Genomic DNA, 16280 nt, shown 5'->3' with positions numbered 1-16280 from the left:
TTTGGGTTGTGCGCCCTTTCTGGGAGCGCAGTTTTGCAGCGGCTACATCCATAGCCATCACAGGTTGCCAAAGTTGAATGCAAGTCTTGTGCCAACATAAAAATGCGTGTTTTCCACTTAAAATTGATTTTAATTGGGTTTAATTGGGTTTGCGCAGGGATGAAAGGCGTGAATTTTCCGCAATTGTCCCAAAATTCACGCACGATGTGAAAAACGATGATGAGCCCACAAAACAAGGGTTCAATGAGGGGATGGCTCTCGAGGCCCGCCATATTTCGGGGCAGGAAATCAGGGGGGTGGGTCAGGATTATTGAGAATGACAAACCCGAAGCTCGAAGGGCGGCTGTTTTTCGGGTAGGGTCTCGCTTTAATAGGCCGGAAAGAAGCGGGCGAAAACGCTGATTTTTTGAATCCCTTTGGCCATTTTTTGCGTCTCTTATAGGGGCCCACATAGAGTAAAAGTATTTTGAGCCAAAGGATTGGCCACAACGGTGTCTCATAAACGATGTTTCGCGATGTTTCGACTAGGATTTAGAATTAAGCTGCTGCTGGCGATGTTGACGGTGGTGGCGCTGTGCACCGCAGTGATGCTGCACGTGTCGCTGCGGCGCGTGGAGGCGGCGCATGACCAGCTTTTTCGCGATCGCGTGAACGAACAGCTCACGTATTTACCGCGGGAACAGGGGGCGCGGCTGGGCGTGGTCCGCCAAAAAGCAATCGATTTCGCTGCCCGCCCGCAGGTGCAAACCGCGCTGGAAGGCCGCGAAACCACACGCCTCTATCAGCTCGCCCGTCATCAGCTACAGCGGATGTTGGCCGAGGAATTTCGCAAACTGGCCGAGGAAATGGAGACGGAAGAAAATACCGCCGCCCGCCTCGCCATGAGCCGTCAAATGCGCGGCGCCATCAACCAGTTCGCCGCTCAACTTGATGACCCCCTTCGTGGCCAGCGCAAGTCCTTCGCGCCCTCACCCTTGCGCTCTGCATTAGAAAAACAGCCGAGCATCATCGCGGAGATTTATGATCGCGCTGTGGCCGAAACCCGGCGCGGCATTGCGGATCAATTACGCGGCATTTCCGCCGGCATCCAACGCGCCGGCAATTTACCCCCCACTGCCCGCCCGCGGGAGGCAACCTCCAATGCCGCCAACACCGAAGTGCCGCCCGGTCTCCGCCACACCATAGGCATTGATGGCCGCGAGCGGGCGCAAGCCATTACCGCTTCATTCCTCGTTTTCCTCGGTGAACAGGGCGAATTACTCCTGCCCGAGGCGCGGTTTGGAGGGTTTTTCGACAACGCAAACCGTCGCCAATTTCGCGAACGTCTTGAGGAGTTTGTGCCCGATTTAGTCGCGCTCGATAAACAGAGCGTCGGCTATCTCGCGCTGGAGGAGGACGGCGAAGGCGGCCTCATCGAGCTGGTGTGCACACCCGTCCTGCAAGCGGACGGCAGACGCAAAGTGGGCACCTTGGTGCTCGGCTTTCCGCTCAACACCCGCGGCGAACAAACGCTCAGCGACATCAGCGACCTCATGACCGGTATGTGGGTGGACGGACATCTGCACTCCCGTGCCATTCCCGACGAAGCCACCGGGCCCCTCGCCACTTGGCTGCGGCGTAACGTGCGCGGCGAGCAACCGGAAAACCGCATCGACCTCGTCAACCTCAACGGCATTCCATACCGCGTTTTTTATTCGCCTATGAAAAATGACGCCGGCACCACCGGCGGGTTGCCCACCGCCTATAAAATCGGCCTCTATTCCTGGTCCGCACCACTCGCGATGCGCGCGGAATTGCGCGATCAAATTCTGCTGCTCGGCGGCCTCATGGGCCTGGCCACCATGGCCTTGAGCTGGCTCATTTCACTCGGCCTCTTCAAGCCCCTGCGCCGCCTTTACAAAGCCACCATGCGCCTGCGCCAGGGCGATTATGACGTGCGGATTCCTGTGAGAAATAACGATGAATTTGGCAAATTATCCCACGCATTCAACGAAACAGCGCAAGAGTTATCGTTAAAGAATAAATATCGGGATTTGTTGGAAAAGGTGGCGGACAAGGAAGTGGCCGATCGGTTGCTGGAGGGCAATGTGGCGCTTGGCGGTGAAACGCACGGGATGACGGTGCTCTTTTGTGATATTCGGAAATACACTGAGCTGACCCAGCATATGCAACCCGAGGAAGTTGTTTCGCTGCTCAATGAGCATATGACTGCGATGACGTGGGTCATCCACGAGCACAGCGGTATGGTGGACAAATTTGTGGGTGATATGATTATGGCCGTTTTCGGCGCCACAGGCAAAGACTCCACCGCGCCTGAGCGCGCCGTGGCGTGTGCGCGGCACATGTTGCAGGAGCGCAAAGTGCTGAATATGCTGCGCGGTAACGAGATTGAGGTGGGTATCGGCATCGCCACGGGCGAAATGCTCGCGGGCTTTATGGGCTCGGAGGATCGGCTAAACTTCACAGTCATCGGCCAAGGCGCCAATCTCGCCAGCCGACTTTGCACGGTGGCCAGTCCGATGGATATTTTGGTCGATGAAGCCACCTGCGAAGCCGCCCGCGAAGGGCGCACTGCAGAGCCCTTGCCGCCCATGGAAATCAAAGGCTTCAGCGACCTCCAAGCCGTGTATCGCCTAAGCCCCGAACCGACCTCAAAAAATGAATCGGTGGAGGCGCCGGTTTCCACTTCGTAAACGCTCGTTGATGTAACTCGGCTCGGGCTCTCGAAAAGCCCCAAAATCCCTCTGTTTTACGGTCAAATTTTTATGACATTTTGGCGGCAACTGTATGAATGGCCGCCCTGTCCGCGACGTCGAATTTTCCAGCCGAAAGGGCTTTTGAATATGATCAAAATACTTGGAGACGAATATCGGTTCTGCGATGGGGTTTCGCGGCGCAGTTTTTTGCAAATAGGCGGCCTCACTTTGGGCGGCCTTTCGTTGCCGCAAATTCTTCAGGCGGAGCAAAATCAAGGCATCAAGCGCGGGCACAAAGCCATCATAAACATCTTCCTGCCCGGCGGCCCGTCGCACCAGGACATGTGGGATTTGAAACCCAACGCGCCTAAGGAGATTCGCGGCGAGCTGAATGAAATTTCTACAAATGTCCCCGGTATTCGTATCGGCGAACTCTTCCCGCGCATGGCGAAGATGATGGATAAGTTTACCGTCATTCGTTCGATGGTCGGCGCGGAAGGTGGGCACGATGCGTGGCAATGCCAAACCGGTCGCGGTCGGAAGGCTAACCAACCTGCAGGCGGTTGGCCGAGCATGGGCGCGGTGCTTTCGAAATTACACGGCACGGTGAAGCCGGGCGTGCCGTCCTTCGTCGGCCTCGCGCCGAACACCGGCCACAAGCCATGGGGCGATCCGGGCACCCCGGGGTTCCTCGGCCCGGCGCATAGTCCGTTCCTGCCCAACAAGGCGGGTAACGCGCGTGAGGACATGAATCTGAACGGGTTAACCCTCGACCGCCTTGGGAACCGCAAGACGTTGCTCGATAGTTTTGATACACTCCGCCGTGACGTGGACAACACCCGCGCCATCGAAGGCCTCGACGCTTTTAATCAACAAGCACTCTCGATGCTCACCAGCAGTCGGCTGGGCGAGGCGCTGAATCTCGAGAAGGAAGATTCAAAAGTGCGCGACCGTTACGGGCGCGGCACAACCAAGAAAGCCGCCGACGGTTCGCACAAACTGCTCGATGATTTTCTGATGGCCCGTCGCCTCGTGGAGGCCGGCGCGCGTTGTGTGACCCTCGCCTTCAGCCGGTGGGATTGGCACAGCGGAAATTTCAATCGCGCGCGGCAGGATATGCCGATGTTGGATCAGGGCCTCACCGCGTTGGTCGAGGATTTGCATCAACGCGGTATGGACAGAGACGTCAGCGTGGTTGTGTGGGGCGAATTCGGACGCACGCCAAAGGTCAACACCAAAGCCGGCCGTGATCACTGGCCGAAGCTGTCCACCGCTGTGCTCGCCTGCGGCCAAATGAATCACGGCCAGGTCATCGGCGCCAGCGACAAGCACGCCGGCGAGGCCGTCGATCGGCCGGTACGGTTCGGCGATGTGTTCGCCACGCTATACGCTTCGATGGGCATCAACGTCGAGACCACCACCGTGCCCGATCTCTCCGGTCGCCCGCGGTACTTGGTGGATCACGGCCGCAAGCCGTTGAAGGAATTAATTAGTTAAAAATTAACACAATGTAAAAACCAACAAAGGGACAAAAAATGATCACGTTCAACGGAACCTCATCCGGAATCACTTGCGACGGACAGTCGCGCCGTAACTTTTTACAGGTCGGCTCACTTGGAATTGCCGGCCTCACGCTCCCGAACCTTTTGCGCGCCAAAGAAGCGGGCGCCGCGTTGAACAACAAATCCGTCATTTGGGTTTGGCTCGGCGGCGGGCCGACCCACGTGGAAACCTTTGATCCCAAAATGGATGCGCCGAGCGAGTACCGCAGCACCACCGGCGAATGCAAAACCACCATCCCCGGCGTCAGCATTGGCGGCACCTACCCGAAGCTCGCCCAGCAAATGAAAAACATGGCCATCGTGCGCTCCTTCGCCCACGGCAACAGCAGTCACGGCTCTGGGACCACGTGGGTGATGACCGGCTACAATGACCGCACCAAAATGCGCCCCTCGATGGGCTCCATCATCGCCAAGGCCAAGGGCACCGCGCATCCCGTGACCGGGCTGCCCTCTTTCGTACGCATCGGCGGCATCGGCAGCGATGGCCCTGGCTGGCTGGGCACGCGTTATCAGGCGCTCAGCCCCAGCGGACAGGCGCGCAAGAATATGGAACTCGCCGTCGACGCCAGTCGTTTCGAGAGCCGCCACGCGCTGCTCGACAGCATCGACGTCATCAACCGCAAGGTTGACCGTACTGGCCAAATGGAAGGCCTCGACGGTTTTGAGCAACAGGCATTTGAGCTTGTGCTTGGCAGCGCCAAGGACGCGTTTGATATTAAAAAGGAAGACCCGAAAGTCCGCGCGCGCTACGGCAAGGGATTGGGCGAACAACTCCTGCTCGCCCGCCGCCTCACTGCCGCCGGCAGCCGGTTCGTCAACATTCAATACGGCGGCTGGGATATGCACGGCAAAATTCAGAACGCGATGAAGAGCCGCTCACCACAAATGGATCAGGGCCTCTCCGCGCTCATTGAGGATCTCAAAGGCAGCGGCCAGCTCGACAACACGCTGCTCGTTGTCACCGGCGAATTCGGCCGCACCCCGCGCGTCAACAAAAACGCCGGCCGCGATCACTGGGGCCGGCTCTGCACCTTGATGCTCGCCGGCGGTGGGCTGAATATGGGCCAGGTCATCGGCAAATCTTCCCCCAAACTGGAGGATCCCGCCGAGCGCCATATCACCCCGCAGGACATGCTCGCCACCGTGATACAAATGTTCGGCCTCGATCCCAAGCTACAGTTCCTCAACCACCAAGGCCGCCCCACTTACGTTGTGGAAAACGGTCGACCCATCAAAGAACTGTTTTAAACTGTCAACTATCAGCTAGAAAGATAAACACATGATTAAAATTCAAGGCGAATCAAGCGGCGGTTTTTGCGACGGAGTGTCGCGCCGCAATTTTCTGCAAATCGGCTCGCTCGCGATGGGCGGCATGGCGTTGCCGGAGTTGCTGCGCGCGGAGGAGGCACTCGGCTCCAAGGCGCAAAAGCAGAAGAGCATCATCATGATTTACCTGCCGGGCGGCCCGAGCCACACGGATATGTGGGACATCAAGGACCGCGCCACCAAGGAATACCGCGGCGAGTTCACCTCCATCCCCACCAGCGTGCCCGGCGTGCGCGTGTGCGAGCATTTCCCGCAACTGGCCAAGATGTGGCAGGACTGCACGTCCATCCGCTCCACCGTCGGCCAGGCCAATGACCACAATTCCTTTCACTGCTTGACCGGCCGCACGCGGCGCAGCCCGCAGCCCACCGGCGGCTGGCCCAGCATTGGCTCGGTCATTGCCAAGACGCAGGGCGAAGGCCCCAACGGCACGCCGCCCTTTGTCGGGTTCGACAGCCGCGCGCAAGGGCCGGGTTTCCTCGGTGCGCCGTACAAATATTTCGCGCCCAACGGCAAGGGCAAACAGGACCTCACCCTCAACGGCATCGACACCAGTCGGCTGGACGACCGCAAGGCGCTCCTCGGCAGCTTCGATTCCTTCCGGCGCGACGTAGATAACAGCCGCAAGATGGAGGGCCTCGACAAGTTCAACCAGCAAGCCTTCGGCGTCATCACCAGCAGCACGCTCGTCGATGCGCTGGATCTCAAGAAGGAAGACCCCAAACGCCTCGCCAAGTACATCGTGCCCAAGGGCTATCGCGATGTGAAAAGTTTCTGCACCGCCCGCCGCCTGGTCGAGGCCGGCGCGCGCTTTGTCACCCTCAGCTGGGGCAGCTGGGACACGCACGGCAACAACTTTGTCACCCTCGGCAAGCAATTGCCCTCGCTGGACATCGGACTCGCCGCACTCATCAGCGACCTCAAGGAATCCGGGCGACTGGACGACACCACCATTTGTGTGTGGGGCGAGTTTGGCCGCACGCCGCGCGTGAACAAGAACAAGCAACCCGGGCGCGACCATTGGCCGCGCGTGATGGGCACCTTCCTTGCCGGCGGCGGCATGCGCAACGGCCAAGCCATCGGCGAAACCGACTGGCGCACCGGCGGTGAAGCCAGCTCGCGCCCCGTGCACATCCAGGAAATTTTGGCCACGCTCTATCACAACGTCGGCATCAACCCGATGAAGGAAATGCTGAGCGACCTCAACGGCCGCCCGCAGTTCCTCACCGACGCCGGCCGCGGCCCGCTGCCGGAGCTGGTGTAAACGGAAACGCCGGGCTCGGGGACTCGGACTCGCAGGCTCGTCCCTCCACGGGACGCGCCAGAAAATGGAGGGACGAGCCCGCGAGTCCGCAAACTTGGGAAAAGCCAATATTTGGCTAAAAAACAGAAAATTTCGGCCGGTGGACCGTTCCGCCGGCCGTTGCACTATATAATAGTATGCTGAAAATCGAAGGACAGGCCCAAGGTGGCTTTTGTGACGGGCTCGGTCGGCGGGATTTCCTGCGGATTGGGGCGTTTGGCGGGTTGGCATTGCCGCAACTGCTGCAGGCGGAGGCCGCCGCGGGCATCGGCAAAAGCCACAAGGCGCTCATCATGATTTACATGGCCGGCGCGCCGCCGCATCAGGACCTCGTCGACCCCAAGCCCAACGCACCCAAGGAATATCGGGGCGACCTGTCGCCCTTGCGCACCAATGTGCCGGGCATCCACGTGACCGAGCTGCTGCCGCGGCTCGCGCGCATCATGGACAAGTGGACCGCCATCCGGTCCATTGTCGGCGCGCCCAACGGCAGCCACGATTCGTTCATGTGCTACAGCGGACGCAAAGGATCCACCTTCAACACCAACGGGCAAGCGCCCGGCGGTTGGCCGAGCATTGGCGCGGCGCTTTCGAAATTGCAGGGGGCCAATGTGCCGGGCATCCCGCCCTTTATCGGGCTGGCGCCCAAGGCGGGGCATCCGCCCTACGGCGCGAGCGGCAAGCCGGGCTTCCTCGGCGTGGGCCACGGGCCGTTCAAGCCCACCAACCACAGCCGCGGCGACATGACGCTTAACGACGTGAGCGTCGGCCGCTTTGGCGCGCGGCGCAGTTTGCTGGAGAGCTTCGACAGCTTCCGGCGCGAGGCCGACAGCTCCGGCGCGGTACGCGGCATGGACGCCTTCACGCAACAGGCGATGGGCGTGCTCACCAGCAGCAAGCTCGCCGACGCGATGAATCTCGAGAAGGAAGACCCAAAAATCCGCGAGCGTTACGGCAAGGGCGACGCGAAGAATTATGGCGACGGCGCCCCGCGCGACAACACACATTTCCTGATGGCCCGCCGTCTCGTCGAGGCGGGCGCGCGTTGTGTGACGTTGAACTTCGGCCGCTGGGATTTTCACAGCAAAATTTACGACCAGAAAAGCGGTGTCAACGGACACGCGCCGATTTTTGACCAGGGCCTCTCGGCGCTCATTGAGGATTTGCACGCGCGCGGCTTGGACAAGGACGTGAGCGTGATTGCGTGGGGCGAATTTGGCCGCACGCCGCGCATCAACAAGAACGCCGGGCGCGATCATTGGCCGCAAGTGAGCTGCGCGTTCATGGCTGGCGGCGGCCTGCGCCACGGGCAAGTCATCGGCGCGAGCGACAAACACGCCGCCGAACCGGCCGACCGCCCCGTGCACATGGGCGAAGTCCACGCCACGCTGTATCAAGCCATGGGCCTTGACCCGAACGCGACGACATTGCCTGACCTCACCGGCCGCCCGCAATACCTCGTCGACGGCTGGCAGCCGATGAAGGAGTTGATTTAGGGGGCGCTATTTTTGCCCAACCACGGACTAGTAAGCTACCTCGCGGCCTGACGACAAACGCAAAAAACCCACGGATTCTACCCTTTCGCATTACCGGATGGCCCCACAGATGAGCCCCCTTCCTGACTCTCGATTTTTAAAATCGCCATTTTCGCGCGTCCAGAAACTAAAGTACTATGACGAATAGTTGTAAATTTTTTAATATGAGGTATTGCCTTGATTGCTTTTGGCCCCATTGCGCCAAGTCTGCTGATTGCCAGAATGGGCATATTGTAAGACCAAAGCTCCCATTCGTTTTCAAAGTCATGAAAAGGTGATTTAAAATTCTTATGCGCATTCAGCGCTCTACCGTATTCGTGTGTCTATTCCTGGGGCGTTGCCCCGGGCAAATATATATGGCCGCACCTTCGGTGCTTCGACCACAGCCGAGGTCAAGTCAAGATAAGCTGAGTCAATCATGCTCCGGTTCATTCGAGGCGTGGAGGTGCGCGCCAGCAAGTCTGCCGGGCTGAAATATTCCTGAAGGTTTTACCGTACTGGCGCGTCGAAGAAAGGCAGGCAAGATTGGCATTCGATGCAGAATTGCACGGAGGCGTGAATTTGTGTAAACCGGAAGAACTCACAAGCTTATGAAAAAAATTGGAACTTTGATGGCGTTGGCGTTGATTGCTGGTGCACTAACCGTAGCCGCGAAGCCAAGCGCGTTGGATTTAACGGCGCAGGTGGGCAAGGGAGCGAAAGCGTTTTCACTGAAGGGCAAGCATAGCCGACAACAGCTCGTGGCTTCGGCGGCGGACGCGGGCAAGCTGGGCGATGTAAGCCGCGTGGTGAAATATTCCGCCACGCCGAACAATGTGGTAGTGATCAACGCCAATGGAATGGTCACGCCGTTGGGTGACGGGGTGGCAACGATTACGGCGACGCTCGCGGGCGGGTTGAAATCGACGGTGACGGTGACGGTCACGGAGTTTGGTGTCACACAGCCGATTAATTTTGCGAACGAAATTTCGCCCATTTTCACCAAGGCCGGTTGTAACTCGGGTGGTTGCCACGGCAAGAGCGGCGGCCAGAATGGCTTCCGTCTTTCGCTGCTCGGCTTTGAGCCGCAGGAGGATTACGAATATCTCGTGAAAGAATCGCGAGGGCGGCGTTTGAGCCCGGCGGCGCCGGAGAACAGTTTGTTGCTGCTTAAAGGTGCGGCGATTTTGCCGCACGGTGGTGGTGCGCGGCTGGATACAAAGAGTTACGATTGGGATTTGATGGTGCGCTGGATTAAACAGGGCATGCCGCGCGGCAGCGAAGAAGATCCGACGGTGGTTGGGTTGGAGGTGTACCCGAAACAGCGATTGGTCAGTGCGAATGCCGCGCAGCAGTTGTCGGTGACGGCAATTTACAGCGACGGTCACACGGAGGACGCCTCGCACATCGCGACGTATGAATCAAACGACAAAGAAATTGCCGAGGTGGATCAGACCGGCCGCGTGACGTTTTTCGAGCAGCCGGGTGATGTGTCGGTGATGATTCGGTATCTCGGGCAGGTGAGTGTGTATCAGGCGAGCGTGCCGTTGGGCGCGCCGGTGGCGAAGGTGCCGCAGCCTCGCAACTTTATTGACAACCTCGTGTTCGACAAGCTCAAGCGCGTAGGTATGCCGCCTTCAGCGGTTTGTGATGACGCGACGTTTATCCGGCGCGTGAGCATCGACATCGCGGGGCGTCTACCGACCGACGCGGAGGCTGAGGCATTTTTGAAAAGCACCGACCCTGCCAAGCGCGACAAGCTTATTGACCGCCTGCTGGCGAGTAGCGATTACGCTGATTATTTCGCCAACAAATGGGGCGCGTTGTTGCGGAACAAGCGTTCCAGCACTGCGGCGCTGCGCGGCAACTACGCCTTCCACGGGTGGATTCGCGACAGTCTCCACAAGAATATGCGCTACGACGAGTTCACCCGCAACGTTCTCGCCGCCTCGGGCGATATGGCGCGGAACCCCGGCGCGTTTTGGTATCGCGAGGTGAAAACGATGCAAACGCAAATGGAAGATACCGCCCAACTTTTCCTTGGCACCCGAATGCAATGTGCGCAGTGCCACCATCATCCCTTTGAGAAATGGAGCCAAAAGGATTATTACAGCTTCAGTGCATTCTTCTCAACCGTCGGCCGCAAAGCGGGCCGCAACCCCGGCGAGGAGGTCATTTATCACACCCGCAAGGTAGCGCAGACTGCCAATAAAAAAGACGGCGGCACCGTGAAAGCCACCGGACTCGGCGACGAGCCGCTGGATCTCACGGCGGATGATGATCCCCGGCACGCGCTGGTGGATTGGTTGTCAAAGCCGACGAATCCTTTCTTCGCACAAACTTTGGTGAATCGTTATTGGAAACATTTCTTCAGCCGCGGCCTCGTGGAGCCTGAAGATGATATGCGCGAAACCAATCCTGCCGTGAACCCTGAATTGCTCGAGGCGTTGGCGCAGCATTTCATTAAGAGCGGGTTTGACATGAAACAGCTCATCCGGACCATTTGCCAGTCGCGGACCTATCAGCTCAGCTCGATCCCCAACGACTTCAACGCGAAGGACAAAACTTATTTCAGCCGCTACTATCCTAAGCGCCTGAACGCCGAGGTGCTCTACGATGCGATCAACGAGATGACGGATTCGGAGGCGAACTTTAGCGGGTTGCCGGTGGGCACCCGTGCGGTGCAATTGCCGGATAACTCGTTCAACAGCCAGTCGTATTTTCTGACAGTATTCGGTCGGCCGGATAGCTCCAGCTCCTGCGAGTGTGAGCGTTCCAGCGATGCGAGTCTTGCGCAGAGTTTGCATCTGCTTAACTCGAAAGACATCCAAGGCAAACTCGCAAGTGGCAACGGCCGTGCGGCAACATTAGCCAACGCCAAGACGCCCGTCAGCGAGGCGTTCACCAAGGCGCAAAATGAAAAAAACGCCGCTGACAAAGCGCTGACGACAGCAAACACCCAAATCGAGAAAGCCACTGCCGCCGCTAAGACTGAAGCGGCCAAGAAAGCGCTGGTCGACCTCATTGCCAATATGCAAAAACCCGCGCAAGACAAGGCCGTCTCCGCGAAAGCTGCGTTCGAAAAGGCGCAAGTGGCGATGTCGGCCGAAGAGGAAAAGAAAATCCGCAGCTTGTTCCTGCTGGCTTTTTCCCGTGAACCCAGCGGCAGCGAGGTGCTGCTCGCCCGCGCACATCTGGACCGCATCATCAAGGACAAAGATGGCAAGGAAACGCCGGCCGTCCGGAAAAATTCCTACGAAGACATCATTTGGGCGCTCTTTAACACGAAGGAGTTTCTCTTCAACCATTAGCCCCGAGGCTCGATGAGCGAAGGCAAACGAGCAGACCGCGTCGGGTGCGCGGAGTTCCGGCGCAACCTCGCAAAGGATGCGATGGATCGTCGCGGCTTCGTTAAGGCCGGCGCGCTGGGACTCGGGGGATTGTCGCTCGCCGGTTTGATGAAGCTCGAGGCGGCAGCCCAAGACCGCAAAAAAGTTTCGCGCGACAAATCGGTTATCATTCTCTGGAAACGGGGTGGCCCGAGCCAGCACGAAACATGGGACCCCAAGCCCGACGCCCCCAAGGAATACCGCGGTGCGTTTGGCGCGATGCCGACCAGGGTGCCGGGCACGCACATCTGCGATTTGCTGCCCAAGTGCGCGAAGATGACCGATAAATTCGCCATCATCCGCAGTCTCCATCACCAGAACGCCGGCCACTCTGCAGGCGATCAGATTCTATTTACCGGCTATCCGCCTGGAAAAAATCCGAACGAAAACATTTATCCCAGCTGCGGTTCGATCGTCGCCAAGCAGCTTGGCCATTTGAGTCCCGAGCTGCCGCCCTACGTGATGATTCCCCGCACATTGCCGGGAGTGGAGCCTGCGTATCTTGGGAAAAAATACGGACCGTTTTACACTCAGGCCGACCCCGCCAACGACAGCACGTGGCCGAAGAACGGCGGCAAATTTGAGGTGCCGAATTTTGAACTGACCGACGGCCTCGATTTCAACCGGCTCGACACCCGCCGCAATCTGCTCAGTGGGTTTGACAAGATTCGTCGTGACATCGACAACTCCGGCAATGCAGAGGCCATCGATAAATTTCAACAACAGGCATTGGATATTGTCACCAGCCCGAAGGCGCGCGACGCCTTCGACCTTGATGCGGAACCAATGGCTATCCGCGAGCGGTATGGGTTCATGGAGCGTTACAACGCGCCCACGCCCGATCGCTGTGGCGTGCCCGCATGGAGCCAGCGAATCTTGCTCGCCCGCCGTTTGGTGGAAGCGGGCGTGCGGTTGGTCACCGTGGACCTTCGTTGGTGGGACACGCATGTGAAAGGCTACGAGAGTATGCGGGACGGTTTTCTGCCGCGCTGGGATCAGGCGTACACCGCGTTATTGGCCGATCTCGAGCAACGCGGTCTTATGGACAGCGTGATGGTCGTTGCTTGGGGCGAGTTTGGCCGCTCGCCTAAGGTTAACGCCACCGGCGGTCGAGACCATTATCCCGGCGTGTTCAGCGCGGCGATATCCGGCGGTGGTATTCGCGGCGGCACCGTGGTCGGTTCGTCCGATGACAAAGGCGCGTTGCCGAAAGATCGGCCCGTGCGTCCGCAGGATGTTCTTGCGACGATGTACCGTCATCTGGGTGTGGACACCGCTGAGCAATATAAAGATTTCGCCGGTCGTCCGCATCCCGTGTTACCGTTTGGCGAACCGATAGAAGAATTATTTTAACCACTCCACAATCAAATATAATCATAGCACAGACATGAAAAAGGTACTCCCCCTCCTTGGCATGTTCGCGGCGCTTGTGGCCGCGTTCGACACCTCAGCGCAGCAGCTTCCGCGCGCGCGCATGAACAGCATCTTCCCCGCTGGCGGCCAACAGGGCTCTCGCATCGATGTCACCATTACGGGGGGCGACCTCGACGATTCTAACGCCCTGTTGTTTTCGCACAAGGGCATCACTGCCGCGCAAAAAAAAGATGATAAAGGCAACGTGGTGGCCAACCAATACACCATCACCATCGCCAAGGATGTGCCCGTGGGAATTTTTGATGTGCAAGTCGGCGGCGGCCTGTTTGGGATCTCAAACGTGCGTGCCTTTGCCGTCGGCGATTTGCCGGAGGAACAATCCACCGGCGGCAGCTCGGTAGAGAAGGCGATGGAAATCAAACTTGGCACCACCATCAATGGTCAGGCCAGCGCGCGTAATTACAGTTATTTTAAAGTAGCGCTCAAAAAGGGCCAGCGGGTGTTGGTCAATTGCCAAGCCAATGAGCTCGATTCAAAAATGGCCCCCGTGCTCATCCTCAAGGACGCCAGCGGACTGGAATTGGAGCGCAATCGCTTCGGCGAGTTGCTTGATTTCACACCGACTAGCGACGGCGATTTCTACGTCGCGATGCACGACTTCACTTACGGCGGCGGCGCAGAGCACGTTTTTCGCCTTACCATCTCGCAGCGTCCACACATTGATTTCATCATCCCGCCCGTCGGCAAACCCGGCAGCAACGGCAAGTACACCGTTTACGGCCGTAACCTCCCCGGGGGTCAGGATGCCGGCATGGAGTTGGGGGGCAAGCCGTTGCAGAAAACAACCGTGACCATCGCCCTGCCCGGTGATGCAGCGGCGCGCCTGAACATTTCCAGCAGCATGCCTGTCGGCCCCGTGGCGGCGGGGTTTGATGGCATCGACTATCGCCTGCCTAGTCCCGCTGGCGCGTCGAACCCCGTCCGCATTCATTTCGCGGATAGCACCGTCATCGCTGAGGCCGCCACGGACAACAACAAACCGGAGGCCGCGCAGAAGATTTCCGTGCCGTGCGAATACGTCGGCCAATTTTTCCCGCAGCGCGACCGCGACTGGGTGACCTTTGACGCTAAGAAAGACGACACCTATTGGGTTGAAGTCATCAGTGAACGCCTCGGCGCACCGACCAATCCGTTCTTCCGCATTCAGCGCGTGACGAAGGATGACAAGGGCGTTGAGAAAGTCAGCACCGTGAAGGAAGTGCAGGACACCCCCGTCAACATCGGCGGTGCGACCTTCAATACCACAACGAGCGACCCCTCCTTCCGTTTTGTCGCGCCCGACGACGGCACCTACCGCATTCTCCTTTACGACCTTTACAGCCGCGGCAGCGCCGACAGTCTTTACCGGCTGTCCATCCACAAAGAGGCTCCCGACTTTAGGATCGTGGCGATGCCTGAGGGCGCGCTCGCCATCGCCAACCAACCCGTGCCCATGCCCACCGGCTTCCTACGGCGCGGCCAGGTACTGCCCATCAAGGTCATGGCATTCAAGCGCGATAATTTTAACGAACCGATCGAGCTCGCCATCGCCGGTTTGCCTGCGACCATTACCGCCAGCAAAGCCGTCATCCCCGCCGGCCAAAACAACGCTTATTTGATGCTCAAAGCAAAGGCTGACGCTCCCAACTGGGTCGGCAAGATCACCATCACTGGCAAAAGCATGATCGCTGATAAACCCGTTATCCGGACCGCGCGCAACGCCGCCGTATCCACGATCGCTTATGACAGCACTACCAAGCTCAGCAAAGTCCGCGCGCGCTTGACCAACACCTTGCAGCTCCAAGTTACCGCCGAGGATACCATCCCCGTCGCCCTTTCGTTCAAGGAAAACAAGGTGTATGAACACTCGCGTTTCGGGCAGTTGAAAATCCCAGTGACGGTGGTTCATTCCGATGGCTTCAAAGGCATCGACAAAAAAGTTAAATGCCTCGGACACAGCACCCTGTCCAAGTTCAAGGATTTCACCATCGCCAAAAATAAAACCGATGGCACGCTCGACCTCAACCTCAACACCTACAAACTCCCCGTCGGGGATCACGTCCTCTATTTGCGGTCGCAGGTCAAAGGCAAATATAGTCGAATCCCGAAAGTCAAACTTGACGCTGCCAAAGCCGACCAAAAAAAGGCAGACGAGGCTGCCGCCGCTGCCGACAAGCTCGCCAAGGCCGCTGCTACCGAATTAACCGCCGCCAAAGCCGCAGCGACTCAAACCAACACCGCCAAGACCGCCGCCGATCAGGCAGTGGCCACCGCCAAGACCACCCAAACCAACGCACAAAAGGCATTTGACGACGCCGACAAGGCCGCCAAAGCTGCTGAGGTAAATTCTAAAAAAATCGCGGATGACACCAATAAAAAGCCCGCCGAAAAACAAGCTGCCGCCAAAGCTGCCACCGATAAACGCAACGCGGCCACTACCGCCAAGGCCGCCCTCGACAAGGCTGTTGCCGCCACCAAGGCCGCGGAGGCTAAAGTCGCCGCCACCACCAAAGCCGCTGCTGACACCAAAACGAAACAGGACGCTGCGCAAAAGAAAAACGATGATCTGATCGCAAAAAAGAAAACCACCGACACCGCCAAGGCCGGCGCGGCTGCCAAGGTGAAAAGCCTCACCGCCGCCGCCAAGCCAAATGATATTACCGCGACGTTTTTCAGCCAGCCGATCACCGTGCGCGTCACCGAGGCCCCCGTCGAGCTCAAACCCGTAGCCGCCAGTCAATTGAATCAGGGTGCCAAGCTCGAGTGCACCGTGAACCTCACGCGTAAGTATGCCTTCGCTGACCCCGTCACCATCGGCGTTGCGCTGCCCAAGGGCACCAAAGGGTTGACCATCGGCAAACTCACCATTGCCAAAGACCAAATCACCGGCAAATTCACCATCACCGCCACCGACCAAGCAACCGTTGGCGACCTTGCCCTGAATGTAGAGGCCACCCTGAAATTACAAAACCAAACCATCAAGGTCACCCAACCGTTCAAGCTCAAAGTCATTGAGGTAAAAAAAGAAGCAAATAAAAAATAGCGATTCTGCGGTCACAATTTAACCAGACAAATTT

Annotated in this window: 9 protein-coding genes; 8 read left to right on the top strand and 1 reads right to left on the bottom strand. The window is 58.4% G+C overall.

Features of this window, described 5'->3' with window-relative positions; genetic code table 11:
• The first annotated feature begins 515 nt into the window (after window positions 1-515).
• The 5 genes from H8E27_00710 to H8E27_00690 all read left to right on the top strand — a co-directional run bounded on the left by H8E27_00710 (window position 516) and on the right by H8E27_00690 (window position 8383).
• Complete coding sequence (locus tag H8E27_00710) at window positions 516-2693, top strand: adenylate/guanylate cyclase domain-containing protein (GenBank protein MBC8324141.1); 2178 nt, start codon at window positions 516-518, stop codon at window positions 2691-2693.
• Between the two features lie 150 nt (window positions 2694-2843).
• Complete coding sequence (locus H8E27_00705) at window positions 2844-4193, top strand: DUF1501 domain-containing protein (GenBank protein MBC8324140.1); 1350 nt, start codon at window positions 2844-2846, stop codon at window positions 4191-4193.
• A gap of 38 nt (window positions 4194-4231) precedes the next feature.
• Complete coding sequence (locus H8E27_00700) at window positions 4232-5506, top strand: DUF1501 domain-containing protein (protein ID MBC8324139.1); 1275 nt, start codon at window positions 4232-4234, stop codon at window positions 5504-5506.
• A 31-nt stretch (window positions 5507-5537) separates the two neighbouring features.
• Window positions 5538-6848 (top strand): DUF1501 domain-containing protein, encoded by a 1311-nt coding sequence (locus H8E27_00695; GenBank protein MBC8324138.1) that lies wholly within the window; start codon window positions 5538-5540, stop codon window positions 6846-6848.
• Between the two features lie 176 nt (window positions 6849-7024).
• Window positions 7025-8383, top strand: a complete 1359-nt coding sequence (locus H8E27_00690) for a DUF1501 domain-containing protein (protein ID MBC8324137.1) — start codon at window positions 7025-7027, stop codon at window positions 8381-8383.
• 77 nt (window positions 8384-8460) lie between these two features.
• Here the strand turns inward: H8E27_00690 and H8E27_00685 are convergent, their stop codons facing one another.
• Window positions 8461-8652 carry a hypothetical protein gene (locus H8E27_00685; protein ID MBC8324136.1) on the bottom strand — a complete coding sequence of 64 codons (192 nt, stop codon included), beginning with the start codon at window positions 8650-8652 and terminating at the stop codon, window positions 8461-8463.
• 360 nt (window positions 8653-9012) lie between these two features.
• Here H8E27_00685 and H8E27_00680 point away from each other — a divergent pair, with 360 nt between their 5' ends.
• From H8E27_00680 to H8E27_00670, 3 genes are read left to right on the top strand one after another with little or no spacing between them, the layout of a single operon-like run.
• Complete coding sequence (locus tag H8E27_00680; protein ID MBC8324135.1) at window positions 9013-11712, top strand: DUF1549 domain-containing protein; 2700 nt, start codon at window positions 9013-9015, stop codon at window positions 11710-11712.
• 12 nt (window positions 11713-11724) lie between these two features.
• On the top strand, window positions 11725-13143 hold the full coding sequence (locus tag H8E27_00675; GenBank protein ID MBC8324134.1) for a DUF1501 domain-containing protein: 1419 nt from the start codon (window positions 11725-11727) through the stop codon (window positions 13141-13143).
• A 34-nt stretch (window positions 13144-13177) separates the two neighbouring features.
• On the top strand, window positions 13178-16246 hold the full coding sequence (locus H8E27_00670) for a hypothetical protein (protein ID MBC8324133.1): 3069 nt from the start codon (window positions 13178-13180) through the stop codon (window positions 16244-16246).
• Window positions 16247-16280 lie beyond the last annotated feature (34 nt).

Source organism: Limisphaerales bacterium (assembly GCA_014382585.1).
In the GTDB taxonomy this organism is placed as follows: domain Bacteria; phylum Verrucomicrobiota; class Verrucomicrobiia; order Limisphaerales; family UBA1100; genus JACNJL01.
Note: the sequence above shows the minus strand (reverse complement) of the source record. Positions and strands in the feature narration are given on the sequence as shown.